Source organism: Sphingobium sp. TKS, assembly GCF_001563265.1.
Taxonomy (GTDB): domain Bacteria; phylum Pseudomonadota; class Alphaproteobacteria; order Sphingomonadales; family Sphingomonadaceae; genus Sphingobium.
Map to the genome: position 1 here is coordinate 1,221,133 of NZ_CP005083.1, position 23,709 is coordinate 1,244,841.

Genomic DNA, 23,709 nt, shown 5'->3' on the forward strand with positions numbered 1-23,709 from the left:
GTCCATGCGAATCGTCATCATCGACGACAGCGGCTTGCGCGCGACAGTCCTGGAAGAAGGCCTGCGCGAGGCGGGCTATGACGATATTCACATCGTCCCTCCGCGCGGCGGCTTCGTCGCGCGGCTGGAACGCATGGCGCCCGACGTCGTGCTGATGGACCTGGGAAGCCCCAGCCGCGACACGCTGGAGGAAATGCTGACCGTCAGCCGCGCGCTGGCCCGGCCCATCGCGATGTTCGTCGACCAGTCGGACGAATCCATGATCGGCGCGGCCATCGACGCAGGCGTGTCGGCCTATGTCGTGGATGGGCTGCGCAAGGAGCGGGTGAAGCCGGTGCTGGAACTGGCGGTGCGGCGCTTCAACGCCTTCGCCCGGCTGCAGACCGAACTGGACGAGGCGCGCACGGCGCTCTCCGACCGCAAGATCATCGACCGCGCCAAATCCATCCTGATGAGTCAGCGCGGCCTTTCGGAGCCGGATGCCTATGCGTTGCTGCGGTCGAGCGCGATGAATCAGGGGAAGAAGATCGTGGATGTCGCTCAGGCCCTCATCACGGCCAGCGATCTGTTGGGAGGGATGTGATGACGACCGACCTGCGCATCGCTTTCCTGCCGTTGACCGACGCCGCCGTGCTGGCGGTGGCACGGGAAAAGGGTTTCGCGGAAGAGGAAGGGCTGCATCTCGACCTCGTCCGCACGACGAGCTGGGCGACATTGCGCGACCGGCTGGTGTTCGGGCAGGTGCAGGCGGCGCATATGCTGGCGCCGCTGGCCGTCGCGGTGACGCTGGGATTGAGCCAGCAGGCGGCGCCGCTTTCCGCGCCCTACAAGCTCAACGTCAACGGCAATATGCTCGTGATGGCGAACGAGTTCGCGCAGGCGCTGGATCCCGACATATCGGCGCGGCTGGACGATCCGCTGGGCACCGCGCATGATTTCGCGGCGGCCATCGGTTTGTGGAAGCGCAAGCCGGTGATCGGCGTCGTCCATCGTTATTCCAGCCATTCGATGATGTTGCGCTACTGGCTGGCGAGCGCGGGCGTCGATCCGGATCGCGACGTGGTGCTGCGCGTCCTGCCGCCGTCGCTTACCGTGGAGGCGATGCGCGCCGGGGAGGTCGATGGGTTCATCGCAGGCGAGCCCTGGGGCAGCGCGGCGGTCGACGCGGGCCTGGCCGAAGCGGTGGCGATCGGGGAACGCATTTGGCGGCGCGGCGTGGAGAAGGTCCTGGCCTTCCGCACGCCCTGGCTGGATGAAAATCCCGACAGCGTCGACCGGCTGCTCCGGGCGCTGGTGCGGGCTGCGGCCTGGTGCGACGAGCCGGACCATCATGAGGCGCTCGCCCACCTCTTGTCGCAACCTCATTATGTCGACCAGCCCGCCGAGGTGATCCTGCGCGCTCTGTCGGGCGGGATCGTGGCGCGGGTGGACATGGCGCCGCTGTCCATGCCCGATTTCATGCTCTTCTCGCGCGAGGCCACGCCCTTTCCGTGGCGCAGCCAGGCGCTGTGGATCTATTCGCAGCTCGTTCGCTGGAAGATGGTGGAACATAGCCCGGAAAATGCCGCCAAGGCCGCGTCGGTCTTCCGCCCGGACATCTTCCGCCGCGCACTGGCCGACAGCGATGTGGCGATGCCGGGGGCCAGCATGAAGGTGGAGGGAGCGGTAGCCTCTCCGCTGGCAGTGGGATCGAAACGGGGTGAATTGACGCTGGGGCCTGACAGCTTTTTCGATGGGCGGGTGTTCGATCCCGAGCGGATCGAGGATTTTCTGGCAAGTTTCTAAAATCCGCCCCAAGCCTTCGGCGCAGGGAGGATTGGATTGGCTTTCGCAAATTTGTGCCTTGCAACATGAGGCGAATCACGAGATAAGATAAGAGTCGCGCGATGAAGCGCGTTTTCCGGGATGAGCCCTTCCCAAGGCTGGGATCGCGTTCTCCCTACGATTTTACAGCAAAGCCGCTGGCCGGATTTCGCAAAGAGCGAGGTCCGGACGCGGCTTTTTTCGTGTCCATTTTACAAGATTCGAGGGACATCATCATGGCAACTGCTCATTGGGAGAGCCCGGAAGGGGGCGAAGGGCCAGAAGGTCAGAAACAAACCGGCCAGACCAGTTTCTGGAAGGCTGGGCATACGCCGACCCTGATAGCCGCTTTCCTCTATTTCGACCTCGCCTTCATGGTGTGGGTGCTGCTTGGGCCGCTGGCGCCCTCCATCTCCAAGACGCTGGGCCTGACCCCGGCTGAAAAGGGGTTGATGGTCGCCGTGCCGACGCTGGCGGGGGCCGTGCTGCGCGTCGTCAACGGCCTGCTGGTCGACCGGATCGGCTGCAAGCAGGCGGGCGCAATCAGCCAGGTGATCGTCATCCTCGGTCTTGCGACGGCGTGGTTCATGGGCGTCAACAGCTTCGGCGGCACGCTGGCGCTGGGCGTGATCCTGGGCTTTGCCGGGGCGAGCTTCGCGATCGCGCTGCCGCTCGCCAGCCGCTGGTATCCGGCCGAGCATCAGGGCAAGGCCATGGGCCTGGCCGGCATGGGCAATTCCGGCACGGTGCTGGCCTCGCTGTTCGCGCCGATGCTGGCCAAGCTGTTCGGCTGGAACGCGGTGCTGGGTCTGGCCTGCATTCCGCTGACCATCGTCTTCGTCATCTATATGATCATGGCCAAGAACGCGCCCAATGCGCCCGCGCCCAAGAAGCTGGTCGACTATTTCCACCCGCTGAAAAGCGCCGACGCCTGGTGGCTGATGGGCTTTTACTCGGTGACTTTCGGCGGTTTCGTAGGGCTGGCCGCCTCGCTGCCGATCTACTTCACCGACCAGTTCGGGCTGACCCCGGTGGTTGCCGGCTATTGCACGGCTGGCTGCGTGTTCGCAGGGTCGCTGGTGCGTCCGATGGGCGGCGCGCTGGCTGACAGGATCGGCGGCGTCAAGGCGCTGATGATGGTCTATATCGCCGCCGCGCTGGCGCTGTCGGGTGTTGCTTATGCGCCGACGCTGGTCTCCGCCCTTGGCTTCTTCGTCGCCGCGATGCTGGCGCTGGGCGTGGGCAATGGCTCGGTGTTCCAGCTCGTGCCGCAGCGCTTCAAGGAAGAGATCGGCGTCATGACCGGCCTGGTCGGCATGGCGGGCGGCGTCGGCGGCTTCTACCTGGCATCCTCGCTGGGTATCGCAAAGCAGCTCACCGGCAGCTTCGCGCCCGGCTTCCTGATCTTCGCGGGTCTGGCCCTGGTCGCGTTCCTTGGCATCTCCCTGGTTCGCGCCCGCTGGCGCACGACTTGGACCAGCGCTGCCCGCATCTGATTGTTTCACGCTCTGACAGGAGGGGAGGCGGCGGCCCGCGACAGGCCGCCGCCCTTTTCGCGTTTGCGATAAAATGCGGTGGCGCGGAAGCAAAATACATCGTGCTGCGAGGAATCGCTTGACCTCGTCGCGATTCGGAATATGCTGCAATGCAAGGGACAGGGTTGTCCTTCTTCCATAGCTGCGGTGGTCCAGGGACGGACGATCAAGGCGCTTATGATGGCAAGGCCGCCATCCAGACCTTCGGTTTCAAAGCCGAGGGTCCGGATGGCGGCCTTTTTCTTTTTCTGGAGTCAAGGGATGGATTTTCAGAACAACGGACCGGAAGCGGCGAACGAAGAGGACATCTTCGTGCCGTCCGAGGATGTTCAGGAACATCTGGTTGTCGTGGGCAACGGCATGGCCGGTTGCCGCGCGGTCGAGGAACTGCTGGCGCGCGACAAGGATCGCTATCGCGTCACCATCTTCGGCGCAGAGCCTTATGTGAACTATAACCGCATCATGCTCTCGCCGGTTCTGGCCGGGGAAAAGAGCTTCGATGACATCATCATCAACAGCCGCGAATGGTACTCGGAAAATAATATCGAGCTGATCGCGGGTGATCCGGTGACGGCCATAGACCGCACCGCAAAGACCGTCACGAGCCATTCGGGTCGCACCGTCGGCTATGACAAGCTGTTGATCGCCACCGGGTCGGACCCCTTCATCGTCCCGGTTCCGGGGAAGGATCTGCCCGGTGTCATCAGCTTCCGCGACATGAAGGATGTCGACACCATGCTGGAGGCCGCCGATAAGGGCGGCAGCGCGGTGGTGATCGGCGGCGGCCTGCTCGGCCTGGAAGCCGCGCACGGCCTGACGTTGCGCGGCATGAAGGTGACGGTCATCCACCTCATGGACACGCTGATGGAGCGGCAGCTCGACGAAGCGGCGGGCTGGTTGCTCAAGAGCGCGCTGGAAGGACGGGGCCAGACCATCCTGACCGGCGCCAATACCGAAGCCATCTATGGCGACGGCAAGGTCGAGGGCGTGCGCCTTAAGGACGGCACCGAAATCCCGGCGAGCCTGGTGGTGATGGCGGTGGGCATCCGCCCCTCGACTGCTCTGGCGCGGGAAGCCGGCCTCGACGTCAATCGCGGCATCAAGGTCGACGATCACATGGTGACGAGCGACCCCGATGTTCTCGCGGTCGGTGAATGCGTCGAGCATGACGGCAATGTTTACGGCCTCGTCGCGCCGCTTTGGGAAATGTGCCGCAGCCTCGCGGACGGCCTGACGGATCAGCATACCGGCTACAAGGGCTCGGTCACTTCGACCAAGCTGAAGGTCGCGGGTCTGGACGTTTTCTCCGCCGGTGACTTCTCGGGCGGTGAGGGCTGCGAGGATATCGTCCTGCGCGACGCTTCGCGCGGCGTGTACAAGCGCGTCGTCGTCAGGGACGATAAGGTCATCGGCGCCGTGCTCTATGGCGACACGGCGGACGGCGGCTGGTATTTCGACCTGCTCAAGAAACAGGAAGACGTCGCGGACATCCGCGACCTGCTGATCTTCGGTCAGGCTTTCGCCTCGGGAGGGGGCGCGCTGGACCCTAAGGCGGCCGTTGCGGCGCTCTCGGACGATGCCGAGATCTGCGGCTGCAACGGCGTCAGCAAGGGCCAGGTCGTCGCCTGCATTGCAGCGGGCAATTGCAGCCTCGACGCGGTGCGCGGCACCTGCAAGGCTTCGGCAAGCTGCGGAAGCTGCACGGGGCTGGTCGAAAATCTGCTGGCGGTGGTGCTGGGCGATGACGTCCAGTCCGGGCCGAAGACGATGTGCAAATGCACCAGCTTCACCCATGATGATGTCCGCCGCGAGATCGTGGCGCAGAATATGCGCTCCATCCCCGAGGTGATGCAGCTTCTGCACTGGTCGACCCCGGACGGCTGCTCTTCCTGCCGCCCGGCGCTGAACTATTATCTGCTCTGCGCGCTTCCCGGTGAATATCAGGACGACCAGCAGAGCCGCTTCGTCAATGAGCGCATGCACGCCAATATCCAGAAGGACGGCACCTATTCGGTCGTTCCGCGCATGTGGGGTGGTCTTACCAACCCGCGTGAATTGCGCGCCATTGCCGATGTGGTCGAGAAATATGATGCGCCGATGGTGAAGGTCACCGGCGGCCAGCGTCTCGATATCTTCGGCATCAAGAAGGAAGATCTGCCCGCCGTCTGGGCCGACCTCAATGCCGCGGGCATGGTGTCGGGTCACGCCTATGGCAAGTCGCTGCGCACGGTGAAGACCTGCGTGGGGTCCGAATGGTGCCGCTTCGGCACGCAGGACTCCACCGGCCTTGGCGTCAAGATCGAGCGGATGACCTGGGGATCGTGGATGCCGCACAAGTTCAAGATCGCGGTGTCGGGCTGCCCCCGCAACTGCGCGGAGGCGACGATCAAGGACTTTGGCGTGGTCTGCGTGGACTCGGGTTACGAGCTGCATGTCGGCGGCAATGGCGGCATCCATGTCCGCGCTACCGACCTCTTGTGCAAGGTCGCGACCGAGCAGGAGGCGATGGACTATTGCGCTGCCTTCACCCAGCTCTATCGCGAGGAGGCGCGCTATCTGGAGCGCACTGCGCCGTGGATCGAGCGTGTCGGCGTCGACTATATCAAGCAGCGGATCGTGGAAGACGATGCGGGCCGCGAGGCGCTCCGCAGCCGCTTCCTCTATTCGCAGAGCTTCAGCCAGGATGACCCCTGGGCGCAGCGCGCAGCGGGTGCGGATAGCGAACTGCACCAGCCTCTCGCCCCTATCGCCATCGCTGCGGAGTGAACGACATGACCGATTGGATCGACATCGGAACGCTGGCCGACATTCCCCAGCGCGGCGCTCGCACGGTTCAGATCGCCGGGGAGAAGGAAATCGCCATATTCCGCACCGGCGACGACCATGTCTTCGCGCTGGTCAACGAATGCCCGCACAAGCAAGGCCCGCTGAGCCAGGGCATTGTGCACGGCCACAGCGTCGCCTGCCCGCTCCATAATTGGAACATCGCCCTGAAGACGGGCGAGGCGCAGGGCAATGACGAGGGCTGCACGCCGACCATCGAGGTCAAACAGGAAGGCGGTCGCATCCTGATCGCCCGCCCGGCCAAGCTCAAGGCGGCAGCATGAGCTTCCGGTCCCTGCTCTTGCCGGCAGGGGCCAGGGTGGAGGGGACGTGCTGTCCATCCCTTGCGGCACGCACCTCCACCCAATTCTCTCTCAAGGAAGATGAGGTAAGGGCATGAATCAGGCCATCCGCACCACCTGCGCCTATTGCGGCGTCGGCTGCGGCATCTCGGCCACGCCGACCGGCCCGCGGTCGGTCACGATCAAGGGCGATGAGGCGCACCCGGCCAATGGCGGGCGCCTCTGCTCCAAGGGCACGCATCTGGGCGAGACGGTGGGCCTGACCGGCCGCCTGCTCCACCCGATGATCGGCAACAAGCGAGCGAGCTGGGACAAGGCATTGGACCTTGTCGCCAAGCGTTTTCGCGAAACCGTCGAGCGCTACGGTCCCGACAGCGTGGCTTTCTACGTCTCCGGCCAGTTGATGACCGAAGACTATTATGTCGCCAACAAGCTGATGAAGGGCTTTATCGGCTCGTCCAATATCGACACCAATTCGCGCCTCTGTATGTCCAGCGCGGTCGCCGGTCACAACCGTGCCTTTGGCGAGGATGTGGTGCCCGCCAGCTATGACGATCTGGAGGAAGCCGACCTGATCGTGCTGGTCGGCTCCAACACCGCCTGGTGCCACCCCATCGTTTATCAGCGCATCCAGGCGGCCCGTGCCGCGCGTGGCACCAAGCTGGTCGTCATCGACCCGCGCCGTACCGAAACCTGCGAAGGCGCCGACCTGCACCTCCCGGTGAAACCCGGCACCGACGTCGCGTTGATGAACGGCCTGCTGGCATGGTGCGACGCCGAGGGGATCACCGATCCCGGCTATGTGGCCGATCATGTCAACGCCCCCGAAGGCTTCTGGGAGCATATCCGCACCGGCCACGATCTCTGGAGCACGGCCAAGACCTGCGACATCGCGCCCGCGCTGCTGGAGCAATTCTACAAGCTGTTCGCCGCGACTCCGCGCACGGTCACGATGTTCAGCCAGGGCATCAACCAGTCGATCCGCGGCACCGATCAGGTCAATGCGATCATCAATGTCCACCTCGCCACCGGCCGCATCGGCAAGCCGGGCGCGGTGCCCTTCTCGATCACCGGCCAGCCCAACGCCATGGGCGGGCGCGAGGTGGGTGGCTTGGCCTCGACGCTGGCCTCGCACATGGACTTCGCGCCGGAAAATGTGGAACGGGTGGGCCGCTTCTGGGCCGCGCCGGCCATGGCGACCAAGCCGGGCCTGAAAGCCGTCGACCTGTTCCGCGCCATCAACGAAGGCCGGGTCAAGGCGCTGTGGGTGATGGCCACCAACCCCGCCGTGTCGCTGCCCGATGCTGGCCGCGTGCGCGAGGCGCTGGAGGGCTGCCCCTTCGTCGTGGTGTCGGACATCATGGCCGACACCGATACCGGCGTTCATGCCGATGTTCGCTTGCCCGCCGCCGGCTGGGGCGAGAAGGACGGTACCGTCACCAATTCGGACCGCACCATCAGCCGCCAGCGGCCCTTCCTCGCGCTGCCCGGCGAGGCCAAGCCCGACTGGTGGATCGTCAAGGAAGTCGGCCGCCGCATGGGCTGGCGCAATGCCTTCGCCTATGACCGGCCTGCCGATATCTGGCGCGAACATGCCCGCCTGACTGCCTATCAGAATGACGGCCAACGGGTGCTGAACCTGCGTGCCCAGGCGACCATCGGCAATGATGCCTATGACGCCATGGAGCCGTTCCGCTGGGGCGATACGCCCTTCACCGATGGTCGCTTCCCGACGCCCGACGGCAAGGCGCGGCTGGTGTTGACGAAGCAGATGGAGATTCAGGAGCCGCTGAAGCAGTGGCCGATGACGCTCAACACCGGCCGTTATCGCGACCAGTGGCACACGATGAGCCGCACCGGGCTTTCACCGAAACTGGCTCGCCATCGCGAGGAACCGCTGGTGGAAATCCATCCCCAGGACGCCGAAGCGCTGGGCATTGTCGACCACGACCTCGCCCGCGTCCAGACGGCGCAGGGCAACAGCATCTTCCGCGTGAGCCTGAGCGAAGGCCAGCGCTTGGGGGAAATCTTCACCCCCATTCACTGGACCGATCAGATGTCGAGCGGCGGCCGCACGGGCCTGCTGCCCCGTCCGCTGGTCGATCCGCATTCGGGCCAGCCCGGCTTCAAATCCACCCCGGCCAGCGTCGAGAAGGTCGCGACCGAGTGGAAGGGCTTCCTGATCCTGCATGGCGATCAACCCGTCAAATTACCTTGTCTCTGGTCCACCCGCATCACCGTGCCGGGCGGCGCGCTGTACGAGATCGCCGGCAATGGCGACCCCGTGCGGCTTGAGGCCTGCCTGCCCAAGGGCGACCGCGTCGAAGCCATCGACCAGACGCGTGGCACGCGCCGCATCGCCATCATCAGCGAAGGCCGCCTTGCGGGCGTGCTGTTTGTCACCCGCACCGGCCTGCTACCCTCGCGCGACTGGCTCATCAGCCAGCTTGAAGTCGAGGGGGTGGGGGCTTCCGTCCTTGCTGCGCGTGGGCCGGGCAATCAGCCGGACAAGGGGCCGACCGTCTGCGTCTGTTTCGACATCGGCCTTTATCAGATCATGGCGGCGATCCGTGAACAGCAACTGGTCGATGTGCCCGCCATCGGCAAGGCGATCGGCGCCGGGACCAATTGCGGGTCTTGCCGTCCCGCGCTCGCCAATATCCTTGCTCAAACCACGCAGGAGACGCTCCATGCAGCCGAATGAACTGATCGCCCCCGGTGAGGTCTGGCTGGTCGGCGCAGGCCCCGGCGACCCGGACTTGCTGACCCGCAAGGCCGAAAAGCTGATCGCGGCGGCGGAGATCGTCTTTTACGATGCGCTGGTGGGGCCGGGCGTGCTGGACCTGATCCCCGAGGGCGTGGAGCGCGTGAGTGTCGGCAAGCGCTCCGGCCGCCATTCGAAAGCGCAGGAGAGCATCAACGACCTGCTCCTCGCGGCGGCGAAGGCGGGCAAGCGCGTCGTGCGCCTCAAGGGCGGCGACCCGTCGGTCTTCGGCCGCTCGGCGGAGGAGATGGAGCATCTGGCGGCGGATGGCATTTCTTTCCGCATCTGCCCCGGCATCACCACGGCCAGCGCGGCGGCGGCGAGCGGTCATGCCTCGCTCACCCTGCGCGGCGTGGCGCGGGGACTGACGCTGGTGACGGCGCATCTCAAGGCGGGTGAGCCATTGAAGCTGGACTGGGAAATGCTGGCGCGGCCGGGCGGCACGCTCGGCATCTATATGGGCCGCGCCGCTGCGGGCGAGATCAGCCGCTCGCTGATCGCCGCCGGGCGTGATCCCGAAACGCCGGTGATGGTGGCGGTCAACGTCTCGCTGCCCAGTGAACGGCTGATCCGGGGCCAGCTGTCGGCGCTGGCCTTCCTGGTGGCGACGATCAGCGATGAAGATCCGACTTTGCTGATGATCGGTGAGGCGGTGGCGGGCACTTACTCTTCGGCGGACATGTCGGTGAGTGCTACGCTGACGGTTTGAACTGAAGCGATGTGCTCCTGCGGAGGCAGGAGCCCAGTTCGAACGCCTGATCTGGGTTCCTGCCTTCGCAGGAACACGCTGCTTTGTCGATTCTATTGATTACTCTTTTCCAACTTCTCCAAATCTTCGGGCCGATTGATATTGGGCAATATAAACTCCGGCCGCTCGACGATCCGCGCGCCGATCCGTTCCAGCCAGCCATAGATTGATCGGTTGTTGTCCTCGGCCAGATGCGTGTCCAGTTCGGTCGCCAATGAAACAGGCCAGAACCCCGCCAACTGCTGGCCTTTGAGGATCGCCGCACCTTCCCCGATCAACGCTTCCGCCAGCCCGTCCGGATAGGCGGGAACATCGCACCCCGTCGTCAGCACCGCGTCATAGCCCTCCGCCAGCGCGTGATGCAGCGCTGCATTCAGTCCGCCCAAAGGCCCCATATCCGCCGCCGGTCGATCCGGCAGCCCGGTCATTCCGTCCACCTGTCGTCCGCAAATCACGACCGCCTCGACATGGCGCCCTAGCGCCGCCGCCGCATGGTCCAGCAGGGTCCGCCCATCCAGCATCGCCAGCGCCTTGTCGCTCCCGAACCGGCTGGATCGCCCCCCGGCCAGAACCGCTCCCAGCAACCGCATCATGCCTCTCCCGAGATGATCCGGGCATAGGCGTCCGGGTCGACATTGCTCCCCGAAATCACCACCACGCTGGCGTCCTCCGCCGCCGGAGCCAGCCCCGCCAGCATCGCCGCCAGAGCGACCGCGCCGCCCGGTTCGACCACCAGCTTCAATGCTGAAAAGGCCAAGCGCATCGCTTCCCGCACCTGATCGTCGTTCACCACCAGGCCACCGGACAGCAACGCCCGATTGATCGGAAAGGTCAAAGCCCCCGGGGTGGGTGACAGCAAGGCATCGCAGATCGACCGTGCATCGGGCGAGACGCTTTCCCGCACGCCGCTGGCGAGCGCCCGCGCCGTATCGTCGAACCCTTCCGGCTCGACCGCATAGATCGCCACGCCGGGCTGCCGCGCTTTCACCACCGTCGCGATCCCCGACACCATGCCGCCGCCGCCGCAATTGACGAGGATCTGCCCGATCTTCGCGCCCCATTCGGCCGCCTGCTCCATTATCTCCAGCCCGATCGTCCCTTGCCCCGCCATGATGAAGGGATCGTCGAAGGACGGCACCAACACCGCGCCGCGCTCGGTCGCCAGCGTCGTCGCGATCTCCTCCCGGTTTTCGGTGAAACGGTCATAGGCGACGATTTCCGCGCCCAGCGCCCGCGTATTGGCCGTCTTGATGGCGGGCGCGTCGGCTGGCATCACGATCGTCGCCGCGATCCCCAGCAGCCGCGCGGCAAAGGCCACCCCCTGCGCATGATTGCCCGACGACCAGGCGACGACCCCCGCCTTGCGCTCCGCCGCGCTCAATCGCGCCAGCCGGTTATAGGCGCCACGGAATTTGAACGAACCGCTGTGCTGCGCGCCCTCGAACTTCACCAGCACCCGCCGTCCGCAGCGCTCGTTCAGCACCGCATTCTCCAGCAGCGGCGTGCGGATCGCCGCCGGCGCGATGATCCGCGCGGCGTCCTCGACATCGGCGGCGCTAATGGCGAACGGCATGCAATCTCCCTCCGTGGCCGCCTCTTGGCATGGCCAATGCTTTCCCTTATGGCGCGGGGCGCGGGCGGGGCAAACCCCGTACGCAAAGAAGATCGCGCCGGTGCCCGAAAGGGCTGAAAACGGGAATGTGGTGCGGACGGGAAACCGTCCTATTCCGCGGCTGTCCCTGCAACTGTAAGCGGTGAGCGCGATGCATTTCGGTCGAACGACCGGCCACTGGGCGACAAGTCCGGGAAGGCGTGCATCGCTGCATTGACCCGCGAGCCAGGAGACCTGCCGGCGCATGGTCGCTCTTGCCCTGGCCCAGGGGTTGGCCATGGCACGGTGTTTTCCGTCTGAGCGACGAAGCGGCGCAGGGCCGCATCGGTGCGGGGGGAGGGCATTGGCGTCGACTTCCCCCAGTTCCGACCGCGCGAGCGGATGCCCTGAGCCATGAAGTCGCAGCGGCGCTCAGGGAAACAGATATAATGTTGAAAGCCACCATCTCTCTTGCGGCTCTGCTCGCCGCCACGCCCGCGCTCGCGGAGGATGAGATCATCGTCACCGCGCTGGGCATCGAGCAGCCCCGCGACGAAGTCGGCCAGGCCGTCACCGTCATCGACGCCGAAACCATCCAAACGCGCCAGAGCGTGAGCGTCGCAGACCTGCTCGCCACCACGCCCGGCGTCCGCTTCAACCGGGCCGATGCGGTCGGCGGCGTCACCGGCATTTCGCTGCGCGGCGCGGAAACGACCCAGACGCTGGTGCTGATCGACGGGGTGAAGGTCAACGATCCCAGCAGCATTGGCGATGCCTATGATTTCGGCAATCTGCTGGTCGGCAACATCCGCCGGATCGAGGTGCTGCGCGGTTCCAACTCGGTGGTCTATGGCAGCCAGGCGATCGGCGGCGTCGTCAACATCATGACCGGCACGCCCGCCGAAGGATTCGCGGCCAACGCGTCGGTCGATTATGGCTATAGCGATACACTGAATGCCAAGGCGGATGTTTCGGGCACCAGCGGCATCGCATCGGGCGGCCTTGGCGTCGCCTATTTCCGCACGGACGGCATCTCCGCCGAGGCTGGCGACGCGGAAAAGGACGGTTATGAGAATATCGCCGCCAACGCCAAGTTGAAGCTCGACTTCAGCGATGCCTTGAGCCTCGACCTGCGCGGCTATTATATCCATGCCGATCTCGACACGGATCTCTTTTCTTTCCCCCCGATAGACCGGACCGCCACCAGCACGCTTGATCAATATGTCGGCTATGCTGGCCTGAACCTCAGGCTGTTCGATGGCAAGCTGACCAATCGCGCGGCGGTGACATGGTCCCGCAACGATCGCGACTACACCTCCATTTTCGGCCCTTATGGCTATTCGGGCACGAATCTGCGTTTCGAATATGAAGGCGTTTATCAGCCGGTCGAACAGGTGACGCTGGTGTTCGGCTATGAGCATGAGCGGCCGGACTATGATTTCGCCGGCTTCGGTTCGCATGACCGCGCGAAGATCGACATCGACAGCGTCTATGCCGTCGCCGTTGTGAAGCCGGTGGAGGGTCTGACGCTGACGGGTGGCGTGCGCCGCGACGACCATAGCCAGTTCGGCGGTGCGACGACCTTTGGCGCCAACGCGAACTACACGCCCAATGGCGGCCGCACCAACATCCGCGCCAGCTATGGCGAGGGTTTCAAGGCGCCCTCGCTCTATCAGCTTTACGATCCCTTTGTCGGCAATAGCGGGCTGCGCCCGGAACGGTCCAAGAGCTATGATATCGGCTTCGACCAGAAGCTGGCCGGGGATCGTGCTATCTTCTCCGTCACCGCCTTCCGCCGCGATACGCGTGACCAGATCGACTTTGACGGCGCCTTTGGAGCATTTGGCGGCTATAACAATCTCGATCGCACCCGCGCCAAGGGAGTGGAAGCGTCCTTCGCGCTGAAGCCGGTCGACGCGCTGACCGTCACGGCATCCTACAGCTATGTCGATGCGCGCAACCGCTCGCCGGGCAGCCCGGACGAAGGCCTGCGTCTGCTGCGCCGGGCGCCCAATGCGGCCAGTGTGTCGGCGGACTATGTCTGGCCTTTCGGCCTGTCGACCGGCGCAACGATCACGATGGTGGATGACAGCGTCGATATCGATTCCAGCACGCATAAGCGTGTCCAGCTCGACGGCTTTGCGCTGGTTGGCGTTCGCGCGTCCTTCCCGATCAATGAGCATCTGGAAGTCTATGGCCGCATCGACAATCTGTTCGATGAAGGATACGCCACGGCTTATGGCTATGGCACCTATGGCCGGTCGGCCTTTGGCGGCGTGCGTGTCCGCTTCTGATGGAACAGGCGAGGGGCGGGCGTGACGCTTGCCCCTTCAGCGTCAGGGCGCAGCGTTGACCTGCGTCACGATATAGCGCGCGGCCTCGACATAAGCGGGGCCGCCGCACACCGTCCATGCCTGCGGCACGCGGATGCGCGGGATGGCGCGCAGGATCGGATGGTGCAGCATTTCCGTCCCCTGGTCGACGATTGTCTCGCTGCCGCTTTCGACGATCAGCCAGTCCGGGCGGGCGGCGAGCATCTCTTCCAATGGAAGCTGCGACAAAGCGGGCTTCCCCAGCTTCCCCGCCAGATTGACGAGGCCTGCGCGCTTCATGAGGTCATCGACCAACGTGCCTGTCCCGGTCATATAGCCGCGCCGCTGATAATAGGCGGCAACCCCGCCGCGCCTGGATCGAGGCAGGGCGATGAGGTCGCGGTTCATGCGCGCAATCAGCGCTTCGCCCCGTTCGGGATGGCCGACCGCCGCCGCCACCTGCCGGATCTGCGCCAGGATCATGGGATAGCTGTCCGCGCTCGCCAGTCCCAAAGTCCGCCATTGGCCGGGAGGCGCTCCGACGACGCCGTTTCCGGAAGGAAAGCCGACCAGCAGATCGGGCCGGAGCGCCATCACTTCCTCGGCGGGCCGCTTGAGCGTCTTGAAGCGGCGCGCCTTGTCGACCGCCGCAGAGAGTTCCGGATCATGGCCATAGGGGCTGAGCGCCGCGATCTGCCCCGGATCGGCCAGCGCCAGCACATATTGGTCGGCGCAGGTATTGAGCGACACGATCCGTTTCGGCGGAGCGGGCGCGGCGCCGGTCAGCATGAGCGCGCAGAGCGCCGTCGCGATTATTCTGCCGCGCATCCATTTGCCTCTAAGTCTTGCCTCGAAAAGCAGCCGTGCTCCTGCCTTTGCAGGAGTAGGGAGCGCTGTAGCAAGCAACGCGAGGCGCGCAAGCCATGAGCGTGCGCCGCCATCCCCTGCTGATCCCCGCGCTGATCGCGCTGGCCCTGCTTGCCGCCCTCGGCTCTGTCACGCTTGGCGCCGTGCCGCTCTCTCCGGCGCGCATCTTCGCGGTCCTGATGGGCGGTGGCGATGATGTCGCCCGCGCCATCCTCATCGACCTGCGCCTGCCGCGCATGCTGCTTGGCCTGATCGTCGGCGCGATGCTCGGCCTGTCGGGCGCGGCGCTTCAGGGCTATTTGCGCAACCCCTTGGCTGAACCCTCCGTACTGGGCGCGTCCAATGCCGCGGCCCTCGGTGCTGTGGGCGCGCTCTATTTCGGCCTGGCGCAGATGCACCCGCTGGCGCTTCCGGCCTTGGCCATCGCGACCAGCCTCATCGGCATCGGCGCGCTGTTCCTGCTTGCCGGACCGGCGGAAAGCCCGCTCACCCTGATCCTCGCCGGGATAGCCATCGCCACGCTGGCGGGGGCGGGGATCAGCCTGTCGCTGAACCTCTCGCCCAATCCCTTCGCGGCGATGGAGATCATGAGCTGGTTGATGGGGAGTCTGGAAAACCGTGCCTACGGTCATGTCTGGATCGCGCTGCCCTGCGTGGCGGTCGGGGCGGCGCTGCTGATCGCGGATGGCCGGACGCTCGACGCGCTGACCCTGGGCGAGGATGGCGCGCAGGCGCTTGGAATCGATCTCCGCCGGGCGCGCCTGCGGCTGATGCTGGGCGTCGCCATAGGTGTGGGCGGCGCGGTGGCGGTGTCGGGCGCGATCGGTTTCGTCGGCCTGATCGTGCCGCATCTGGTGCGGCCGTTGACCGACCGTTCGCCCTCCGCGATCCTGCTGCCTTCCATGCTGGGCGGCGCGGTGCTGCTGACGCTGGCGGATATCGGCGTGCGGCTGATCCCGACCAGCAGCGAACTCAAGCTGGGCGTGCTGACGGCCTTGCTCGGCGTGCCCGTTTTCCTGATCCACCTGATGCGGGAGCGGCGGCTATGGTGACGATCCGCACGCAGGGGCTTTCCGTCCGCCTTGGCCGTCATCCGGCAGTGAACGGCATCGACCTTCATCTGGAGCCGGGACAGCTTGTCGGCATCATCGGTCCCAATGGCGCGGGCAAATCGACCCTGATCCGCGCGATGCTGGGCCTGGTGAAGCGGGAAAGTGGCATCGTCCTGATCGACGGCGCCGACAGTGCGCGCCTGACCCGGCGGGAAATCGCCCGACGCATCGCCTATCTGCCCCAGGGCCAGACCCTGCATTGGCCGCTGGCGGTCGAGCGGCTGGTGGCGCTGGGCCGGATGCCGCATCTGGGGCCGCTCTCGCGCCTCTCGACAGAGGATGAGGCGCAGATCGACGCAGCGCTTGCCCGCGCCGATGTGCTGCATCTCAAAGGGAGGGTGGCGACCGAACTGTCAGGCGGCGAGCGTGCCCGCGTGTTGCTCGCCCGCGCGCTGGCGGTGGGCGCGCCTGCGTTGATTGCGGATGAGCCGCTGGCGGCGCTCGATCCGGGGCATCAGATCGATGTCATGGATTTGCTCAAGGCTGAAGCGCGGGCGGGTTCGCTGGTCGTTACCGTGCTGCATGATCTCGGCATGGCGGCGCGCTATTGCGATCGGCTGGTGTTGATGGATCGCGGTTCGCTGGTGGCCGATGGCGCGCCGCTGGCTGTGCTGACCGAGGCGAGCCTCGCCAGCGTCTATGGCATTTCCGCCTGTATCGAGGCGGATGGAGACTGGCCGCTGATCCTGCCGACGGGGCGTATCAAAAGCTGAACTTGCCGTCGTTCCCGCGCAGGCGGAAACGACGAGAGGGTGTACGCCCGTTACTCCGCGAAAGCCCGAGGCGCGGGCGCGACCACCGTGAAGGTGCCCGCACCGATCTCGGAAACCTCCAGCGCCCGCTCGGCTATCCCGTCGCGTCCGAACCGGAACGCCCCGTCGATTCCGGCAAAGCCCCCCGCATCGCGCAGCCGCGCCGCCGGGAAGGTGGTGCCCGGCTTCCAGTCGCGCGCGATCCGCACCGTCAGTAGCACCGAGTCGTAACCCAAAGCCGACAGCCGAAACGGCGCATTGCCATAGCGCGCCCGATATTTGGTCGCGAGTTGGCCGTAGAGGCCATCCGACACGCTGGCGAACCAGGCGCCGCGCAGCGCCGGGCCGGATGCCAGACCGCTGTCGGTGTTCCAGAGTTCCGTGCCCAGCAGCCGCGCCGTCGCGCCGCCATTTTTCCGCACGATCGGCGCCACCTGCATCGCCACCTTGCCGCTGTCCGCGATCAGCAGCGCGTCATAGCTGGAAGAGGCCTGCAATTTCTTGACCGCCGCGGTGATCGAGCCCGGCGTCCGGTCGAAGCTCTGCATCGACACCACGGTCCCGCCCACACCCTCGACCGCGCGCAGCAGGGCCGTGCCCGACCGCTCGCCATAGGTCCCCTTGGGCACCAGAGCGGCGAAATGCGACATGCCCTTGCCCTTGGCGAACTGGACAACGCGCTCGATCGACTGGTTGGGGTTATAGCCCATGATGTAGACGCCATTCCCGGCGACGCTGGTGTCGTTGGAGAAGCTGATCACCGGCACATTGGCCCGCGCCGCGATCGGCCCCACAATCCGCGCATCCTCCGCCAGCAACGGTCCCAGGATCAGCTTGTTGCCGTCCGCCAGCGCCTTGTTGACCGCCGCCGCCGCGCCGATGCCGGTGTCATAGGTGGTGATGCGCACCTTGTCGGCCTTGGTATCCAGCAGGGCGAGGGTGGTCGCATTGGCGATGGACTGGCCGACCCCCGCATTGGGTCCGCTCATCGGCACCAGCAGCGCGACGCGATGGCGCAGCGTATCGGTGGGCAGGCCTTCGGTGACTTCCGGGCCGGTCTGCGTGGGTCCGGGCTGAGCCGGACCTGGCCCCTTGGGCACGATCGACTGACAGGCGGCGACCAGCAGCGCAGTGGCCGCGAACAAAATCCGCCCGGCGCGTTGCATCCCCACCCCTTTTATCAAAGCGAACAAGTCCGCTTGCCGGGGGGCATCCGTCTCTGTCATCTGGCGTCCTTATGGAAACTGATAAGAATCTTGGTTCTTTGGGGCTTGAGGCTGGGCTTTACATTGTTGCAGGGCCGATCGGCAACCTTGGAGACCTTACCCCCCGCGCGGCGGAAGTCCTGCGGCTGGCCGATGTAGTCGCCGTGGAAGATACACGGGTCAGCGCACGGCTGCTGCGCCATGCCGGGTCTGACCGGCCGATGGTGCCCTATCACGACCATAGCGCCGAAGGGGTGCGCGCCCGCCTGATCGAGCGGATGGCGAGCGAATCGGTCGCGCTGCTGTCCGATGCGGGAACCCCGCTGATCTCCGATCCGGGCTATAAGCTGGTGCGCGACGCCCGCGCCGCCGGGCGCAGGATCACGACGCTGCCCGGCCCGAGCGCCGCCATTGCCGCGCTGACCTTGTCGGGTTTGCCGACCGATCGTTTCCTGTTCATGGGCTTCCTGCCATCGAAGCAGAAGGCCCGAGGGGATGCTCTGGGCGAGGTCGCGGCCCTGCGCGCCACGCTGGTCTTCTACGAAAGCGGCCCGCGCCTGTCCGAAAGCCTTGCCGCCATGGCCGAGCATCTGGGCGACCGTGAGGCCGCCGTCTCCCGCGAGATCAGCAAGACGTTCGAGGAAACCGCCACTGGCACGCTCACCGAACTTTCCGCCCGCTATGCCGACGCGCCGCCCAAGGGCGAGATCGTCGTCATTGTCGGCCCGCCTGGCGAAGCCGCTCCCGCCAGCGCAGAGGATGCCGACGCGGCATTGCTCGAAGCCATGGAACGCCTTCCTGTCTCCAAGGCGGCGGGAGAAGTCGCCAAGAAACTCGGTCTCGACCGCCGCGCCCTTTACGACCGTGCGTTGGAACTCAAAGCGTGAAGAAGCCCCTAAGTGCCAAATTGGCGGCCGAAAAGCGGGGACGGCAGGCCGAACGCATTGCGGGCTGGTGGCTGCGGCTCAAGGGCTGGCAGATCGTCGGCCGCCGCCTGCGTACGCCCGCGGGGGAGGTCGATCTGGTCGCCCGGCGGGGCAAGATGCTCGCCTTCGTCGAGGTCAAGGCCCGCGCAACCGGAGCCGATCTCGACCTGGCCATCGACGAACGCCGCCTTTCGCGGGTCGCGGCGGCGGCGGAAATTCTCTTCCACGACCTTGCAAAACCGGGCGATGACATGCGAATCGACGTGATGCTCCTTGCGCCCGGCCGCCCGCCGCGCCATCTGGCCAATGTCTGGCACGGGGGCTAAAGGCCTTCCTGCTCTGGAAGGGAATTGAACACGCCTATGACCCAGCTCAATCCGCTCACCGTCGCCGTGCAGATGGACCCGATGGAAGGGATCAAGATCGGCGGCGATTCGACCTTCCACATCATGCTGGCGGGACAGGCGCGGGGGCACAGCCTCTATCATTATCTCGCCACCGACCTCACTTACCGCGACGGCCGCGTGCTGGCCAAGGCGCGCCCGGTGAAGGTGCAGAAGGTCGAGGGCGATCATTATGTCTTCGGTGAGCCGGAAACGCTCGACCTTGGCCGCGATGTCGATGTGGTGCTGATGCGCCAGGATCCGCCCTTCGACCTCAGCTACATCACCGCCACCCATTTGCTGGAGCGGGTGCAGGCAGAAACGCTGGTGGTGAACGACCCGGCCTCCGTCCGCAATGCGCCCGAAAAGCTGTTCGTGCTGGATTATGCGCGCTTCATGCCGCCGACGATGATCACCCGCGATCTGGATGAGGTGAAATCTTTCCTCGCCCAGCATGGCGAAGTCGTGGTGAAGCCGCTCTATGGCAATGCTGGCAATGCCGTCTTCCATGTGGGGCAGTCCGGCGCGAATCTCTCGGCGCTGGTGGAACTGTTCAACGCCTCCTGGGTCGAGCCCTTCATGGTCCAGGCTTTTATTCCCGGCGTCGCGGAAGGCGATAAGCGCATCGTCCTGATCGACGGCGAAGTCGCGGGCGCGGTCAACCGCATCCCCGGCGCGGGCGAGATTCGTTCGAACCTTGCCGTCGGCGGTTCGGCGGCGAAAACCGTGCTGACCGAGCGTGAACTGGAAATTTGCGAAGCCCTCAGTCCCGAACTCAAGCGCCGCGGCCTGCTGTTCGTCGGCATCGACGTGATCGGCGGCGAGTGGCTGACGGAGATCAACGTGACATCTCCCACCGGCATCGTCTCGATCGACGCCTTCAACGGCACCGACACAGGCGGCATGATCTGGGACGCGATCGACGCTCGGCTCGCTGCGCGGGCTGCTGCTTGATTTTGTGTTCGTCATCCCGGCGAAAGCTGGGATCTCGCGCCCCAGCCCGTGTCCTATGGAGAGAGATGCCAACCTCCGCCGGAATGACGCGTAAATGACCGACTGGGTTCTCCGCCTGATCGACGCGGGCGGCTATTGGGGCATTTTCGCCCTGATGGTGATCGAAAACCTTTTTCCGCCAATCCCGTCCGAACTCATCATGGGCATTGGCGGCATCCGCGTCGGACAGGGGCGGATGGACATGGGCTGGCTGCTCTTTGCGGGCACGATCGGCACGACCATCGGCAATTATTTCTGGTATCTGGTCGGCCATGTTCTGGGCTTCGGCCGATTGAAGCCGGTGATCGACCGCTATGGCCGATGGGCGACGCTGGAGTGGAAGGATGTCGAGGCGCTCGACCATATTTTCGGCAAATATGGTCAGATCGTGGTGTTCGTCTTCCGCTTCATGCCTGCCTTCCGGACGATGATTTCCTTGCCTGCCGGTCTGTTCCGCATGGGCCATATGCGCTTCCTGCTATGGACCAGCGGCGGCGCGTTGGTGTGGAACGTCATCCTTGCCTATGCGGGCTATATTCTGGGCCAGAATTTCCGCGACATCGACAAATATGTCGGTCCTGTGGCGACGGCCTGCGTGGTCGGCGCGATCGTCTTTTACCTCTGGCGTCTCGCCACCTGGAAACCGCGCGGCTAAGCTCGCGGATGCGCATTCCGGTAGATGTCGAGCAGATGCGCCGCATCCACCTGCGTATAGATTTGCGTCGAGGACAGGCTGGCATGGCCCAGCAACTCCTGCAACGACCGCAAGTCCGCCCCGCGCCCCAGCAGATGCGTCGCGAAGCTGTGCCGCAACGCATGGGGCGTCGTCCGGTCGGATAGCCCCAGCCGCCCCCGCGCACTCTGTACCGCCCGCCGGATTAACGCTGGCGATAGCGGCCCGCCCCGCGCCCCCCGGAACAGCTGCGCATCCCTTTCCTGCCGGAAGGGACAGAGCGCCACATAGGCCTCGATCGCGTCCCGCACCTGGGGCAGCAGCGGCACGATGCGCATCTTGCCCCGCTTGCCCGTCACCCGCAGCGTCTCGCCCAGCGGCAGCACCGCTCCGGTCAGCCCAATCGCTTCCCCGATGCGCAGGCCCGCCCCGTAAAGCAGCAGCAGCACCGCCCAGTCCCGCGCCCCGATCCATGGCTCGCGCGCCGTTTCGGCAATGTCGCCCGCCAGCGCGATGGCCTCATCGGGCGACACCGGGCGGGGCAGGCCGCGCTTTACCCGCGGACCTTTCATCATCGGCACGCGGGCATCCTCGCCACCGACAAATTTCAGGAAGCCCCGCACCGCCGACAATTCCCGCGCCGCCGAGACATTGCCGATCCCGTCCATCCGCCGCGCCGTCAGATATGCGCGCAGATCGGCCTGCTCGACCCCGGCCAGCAACGCCGCCGTCACCGCTTCGCCGCGATGCTCCTCCAGAAAGGCCACCAGCCGTTCGGCGGTCGCCACATAGGCGCGCACCGTATGTACCGACCGCCGCCGGTCGAGCGCCAGATGCCGCCGCCACTGTTCGCAAAGATCGCCTGAAGCCGTCATGGCGCCACTGTAGGGCAGGGGATCGCCCTTGAAAACCGCCCGGAAATGGGCACATGGGGGATATGGCACCTCCCTTCGACCTGGACGATCTCCCCACGGGTACGCTTATGCGGCTTTCTCCGCTGGTGGGGCGCGTGCTGGCGCCCAATCCGTCGCCCTTCACCTATACGGGCACGCAGACCTATGTGGTGGGCGGGGAGGATGTGGCGGTCATTGATCCCGGCCCGGACGATCCGGCGCATCTCGACGCGCTGCTGGCCGTGATAGGCGGCCGTCCGGTCAGCGCGATTCTCTGCACCCACACCCATCGCGACCACAGCCCCGCCGCCGCGCCGCTCAGCGCGCAGACCGGCGCGCCGATCATCGGCTGCGCGCCGCTGACGCTGGACGATGACGGCCCCCGCGCCGATGCCGCTTTCGACGCCGCCTACCGGCCCGACCGGGTGCTGGCGGACGGCGAACGGCTGGGCGGTCAGGGCTGGACGCTCGCCGCCGTCGCGACCCCCGGCCACACCTCCAACCATCTCTGCTTCGCATTGCTGGAGGAAAAGGCGCTCTTCACCGGCGATCATGTGATGGGCTGGTCGACCAGCGTCGTTTCGCCGCCCGATGGCGACATGGCCGCCTATATGGCGTCGATGCAGCGCCTGCTGGAGCGCGATGATGCGATCTATTATCCCGCCCATGGCGAGCCGGTGGAAAGCCCTCAGCGGCTGGTGCGCGGCATGATGGGCCACCGCAAGCAGCGCGAAGGCCAGATTCTTCGCTTCCTGGAACGCAACGGTGCATCGGAAATCCCGGCCATGGTCATGGAAATGTACAAGGGCGTCGACCCGCGCCTCCACAGCGCGGCGGGGCGATCGGTGCTGGCTCATCTGATCGACCTCGACGGACGCGGCATCGCCGGCGCGACGGGGGATGGACGGTGGCAGTTGCGTTGAGAAAACGCCATGCCGTCTCGATCGCCTGTCAATGAGATGCTGGCCAACAAGCGCAACGCCCGCTAGGGGCGCGCATGGAGGCCGAGAGGAGTGAGGCACATGACTGCGATGACCACTATCCCGCAGGGGATCGACCTGCGCGCGGAAATCGACCGGCTGCGCAAGGAACGCAACGCCGTCATCCTTGGCCATTATTATCAGAAGCCGGAAATCCAGGATCTGTCCGATTTCGTCGGAGACTCCCTTGAACTCTCACGCAAGGCGGCGGAGACGGACGCGGACGTGATCGCCTTCTGCGGCGTGCGTTTCATGGCGGAAACGGCGAAGATCCTCAGCCCCGAAAAGATCGTGGTGTTGCCCGACATGGACGCCGGCTGCAGCCTGGAGGACAGTTGCCCACCGGCGCAGTTCAAGGCCTTCCGCGAAGCCCATCCCGATCATATCGCCTTGAGCTACATCAACTGCTCGGCGGAGGTGAAGGCGCTCAGCGACATCATCGTCACCAGTTCGTCGGCGGAAAAGATCCTCTCGCAGATTCCCAAGGACCAGAAGATCATCTTCGGCCCCGACAAGCATCTGGGCGGCTATCTCAAGCGCAAGCTTGGCCGCGATATGCTGCTCTGGCCGGGCGTCTGCATCGTGCATGAGGCGTTCAGCGAGACCGAACTCCTAAAGCTCAAGGCCCAGCATCCCGACGCGCCGGTCGCCGCGCACCCGGAGTGCCCGCCATATATTGTCGACCATGCCGATTATGTCGGTTCGACCAGCGGCATCCTGGAATTTTCCAAGACCATGCCCGGCGACACGCTGATCGTCGCCACCGAACCGCACATCATCCACCAGATGCAGAAGGCGGTGCCTGAAAAGACCTTCATCGGCGCGCCCGGCGCGGACGGCAATTGCAACTGCAATATCTGCCCGTACATGGCGCTCAACACGATGGAAAAGCTCTATCTGGCGCTGCGCGACCTCCAACCGCGCATAGAGATGGACGAGCAGCTTCGCCTCGGCGCGAAGAAGAGCCTCGACCGCATGCTCGAAATGGCGAGCGGTACGGTGGGGCAGGGCGACCTCGGCAACCGTTGATCCAGGGGAAGGGCGGGA

General features: G+C 65.4%; 21 protein-coding genes and 1 riboswitch. Of the genes, 16 read left to right on the forward strand and 5 right to left on the reverse strand.

From position 1 onward, the window contains the following. The first annotated feature begins 4 nt into the window (after positions 1–4). From K426_RS06140 to cobA, 7 genes are all read left to right on the forward strand, one after another. Positions 5–583, forward strand: a complete 579-nt coding sequence (locus K426_RS06140) for an ANTAR domain-containing response regulator (protein WP_066555072.1) — start codon at positions 5–7, stop codon at positions 581–583. Beyond that, positions 583–1,785 (forward strand): CmpA/NrtA family ABC transporter substrate-binding protein, encoded by a 1,203-nt coding sequence (locus K426_RS06145; RefSeq protein ID WP_066555074.1) that lies wholly within the window; start codon positions 583–585, stop codon positions 1,783–1,785. The genes K426_RS06140 and K426_RS06145 overlap by 1 nt, the downstream gene beginning before the upstream one ends. Positions 1,786–2,039: 254 nt before the next feature. Next, entirely contained in the window at positions 2,040–3,299 is a 1,260-nt protein-coding gene (locus K426_RS06150; RefSeq protein ID WP_066555077.1) for a nitrate/nitrite transporter, read from the forward strand. Positions 3,300–3,599: 300 nt separating this feature from the next. Further along, on the forward strand, positions 3,600–6,104 hold the full coding sequence (nirB, locus tag K426_RS06155; RefSeq protein WP_066561427.1) for a nitrite reductase large subunit NirB: 2,505 nt from the start codon (positions 3,600–3,602) through the stop codon (positions 6,102–6,104). A gap of 5 nt (positions 6,105–6,109) precedes the next feature. After that, positions 6,110–6,445, forward strand: coding sequence for a nitrite reductase small subunit NirD (gene nirD / locus K426_RS06160; RefSeq protein WP_066555080.1), 336 nt, complete (start codon positions 6,110–6,112; stop codon positions 6,443–6,445). A gap of 112 nt (positions 6,446–6,557) precedes the next feature. Beyond that, complete coding sequence (locus tag K426_RS06165; protein ID WP_066555083.1) at positions 6,558–9,167, forward strand: nitrate reductase; 2,610 nt, start codon at positions 6,558–6,560, stop codon at positions 9,165–9,167. Further along, positions 9,154–9,936, forward strand: coding sequence for a uroporphyrinogen-III C-methyltransferase (cobA, locus tag K426_RS06170; protein WP_066555088.1), 783 nt, complete (start codon positions 9,154–9,156; stop codon positions 9,934–9,936). Before K426_RS06165 ends, cobA begins: the two co-directional genes overlap by 14 nt. 92 nt (positions 9,937–10,028) lie before the next feature. On the opposite strand, the gene mobA is transcribed toward cobA, so the two are convergent. Both mobA and K426_RS06180 read right to left on the reverse strand, forming a co-directional pair. Further along, positions 10,029–10,565 carry a molybdenum cofactor guanylyltransferase gene (mobA, locus tag K426_RS06175; protein ID WP_082748453.1) on the reverse strand — a complete coding sequence of 179 codons (537 nt, stop codon included), beginning with the start codon at positions 10,563–10,565 and terminating at the stop codon, positions 10,029–10,031. Next, on the reverse strand, positions 10,565–11,548 hold the full coding sequence (locus K426_RS06180) for a threonine ammonia-lyase (RefSeq protein ID WP_066555091.1): 984 nt from the start codon (positions 11,546–11,548) through the stop codon (positions 10,565–10,567). Before K426_RS06180 ends, mobA begins: the two co-directional genes overlap by 1 nt. An 81-nt stretch (positions 11,549–11,629) precedes the next feature. Continuing rightward, positions 11,630–11,843, forward strand: a riboswitch (cobalamin riboswitch). Between the two features lie 172 nt (positions 11,844–12,015). Between K426_RS06180 and K426_RS06185 the strand changes: the two genes are divergently transcribed. Further along, a complete protein-coding gene (locus K426_RS06185) occupies positions 12,016–13,860 on the forward strand; it encodes a TonB-dependent receptor plug domain-containing protein (protein ID WP_066555097.1) in 1,845 nt (614 codons plus the stop codon). A 42-nt stretch (positions 13,861–13,902) separates the two neighbouring features. On the opposite strand, the gene K426_RS06190 is transcribed toward K426_RS06185, so the two are convergent. Then, positions 13,903–14,706, reverse strand: a complete 804-nt coding sequence (locus K426_RS06190) for an ABC transporter substrate-binding protein (protein ID WP_066555100.1) — start codon at positions 14,704–14,706, stop codon at positions 13,903–13,905. A 95-nt stretch (positions 14,707–14,801) separates the two neighbouring features. Between K426_RS06190 and K426_RS06195 the strand changes: the two genes are divergently transcribed. Continuing rightward, positions 14,802–15,797, forward strand: a complete 996-nt coding sequence (locus tag K426_RS06195) for a FecCD family ABC transporter permease (RefSeq protein WP_066555103.1) — start codon at positions 14,802–14,804, stop codon at positions 15,795–15,797. Then, positions 15,791–16,570 (forward strand): ABC transporter ATP-binding protein, encoded by a 780-nt coding sequence (locus K426_RS06200; protein WP_066555105.1) that lies wholly within the window; start codon positions 15,791–15,793, stop codon positions 16,568–16,570. The genes K426_RS06195 and K426_RS06200 overlap by 7 nt, the downstream gene beginning before the upstream one ends. Before the next feature lie 50 nt (positions 16,571–16,620). Here the strand turns inward: K426_RS06200 and K426_RS06205 are convergent, their stop codons facing one another. After that, complete coding sequence (locus tag K426_RS06205; RefSeq protein WP_087575285.1) at positions 16,621–17,775, reverse strand: penicillin-binding protein activator; 1,155 nt, start codon at positions 17,773–17,775, stop codon at positions 16,621–16,623. A 71-nt stretch (positions 17,776–17,846) separates the two neighbouring features. Between K426_RS06205 and rsmI the strand changes: the two genes are divergently transcribed. The 4 genes from rsmI to K426_RS06225 all read left to right on the forward strand — a co-directional run bounded on the left by rsmI (position 17,847) and on the right by K426_RS06225 (position 20,771). Beyond that, positions 17,847–18,701 carry a 16S rRNA (cytidine(1402)-2'-O)-methyltransferase gene (rsmI, locus tag K426_RS06210; RefSeq protein WP_066555119.1) on the forward strand — a complete coding sequence of 285 codons (855 nt, stop codon included), beginning with the start codon at positions 17,847–17,849 and terminating at the stop codon, positions 18,699–18,701. Further along, entirely contained in the window at positions 18,698–19,066 is a 369-nt protein-coding gene (locus tag K426_RS06215; RefSeq protein ID WP_066555122.1) for a YraN family protein, read from the forward strand. The genes rsmI and K426_RS06215 overlap by 4 nt, the downstream gene beginning before the upstream one ends. A 36-nt stretch (positions 19,067–19,102) precedes the next feature. Further along, positions 19,103–20,077 carry a glutathione synthase gene (gene gshB, locus K426_RS06220; RefSeq protein WP_066555125.1) on the forward strand — a complete coding sequence of 325 codons (975 nt, stop codon included), beginning with the start codon at positions 19,103–19,105 and terminating at the stop codon, positions 20,075–20,077. 94 nt (positions 20,078–20,171) lie between these two features. Then, a complete protein-coding gene (locus tag K426_RS06225) occupies positions 20,172–20,771 on the forward strand; it encodes a DedA family protein (RefSeq protein WP_066555129.1) in 600 nt (199 codons plus the stop codon). On the opposite strand, the gene K426_RS06230 is transcribed toward K426_RS06225, so the two are convergent. Further along, positions 20,768–21,664 carry a tyrosine recombinase XerC gene (locus K426_RS06230; protein WP_066555133.1) on the reverse strand — a complete coding sequence of 299 codons (897 nt, stop codon included), beginning with the start codon at positions 21,662–21,664 and terminating at the stop codon, positions 20,768–20,770. The genes K426_RS06225 and K426_RS06230 overlap by 4 nt on opposite strands. Positions 21,665–21,726: 62 nt before the next feature. On the opposite strand from K426_RS06230, the gene K426_RS06235 reads away from it, so the two are divergent. Continuing rightward, positions 21,727–22,605 carry an MBL fold metallo-hydrolase gene (locus tag K426_RS06235; protein ID WP_066561429.1) on the forward strand — a complete coding sequence of 293 codons (879 nt, stop codon included), beginning with the start codon at positions 21,727–21,729 and terminating at the stop codon, positions 22,603–22,605. Positions 22,606–22,704: 99 nt separating this feature from the next. After that, positions 22,705–23,691, forward strand: coding sequence for a quinolinate synthase NadA (gene nadA, locus K426_RS06240; RefSeq protein ID WP_066555137.1), 987 nt, complete (start codon positions 22,705–22,707; stop codon positions 23,689–23,691). Positions 23,692–23,709 lie beyond the last annotated feature (18 nt).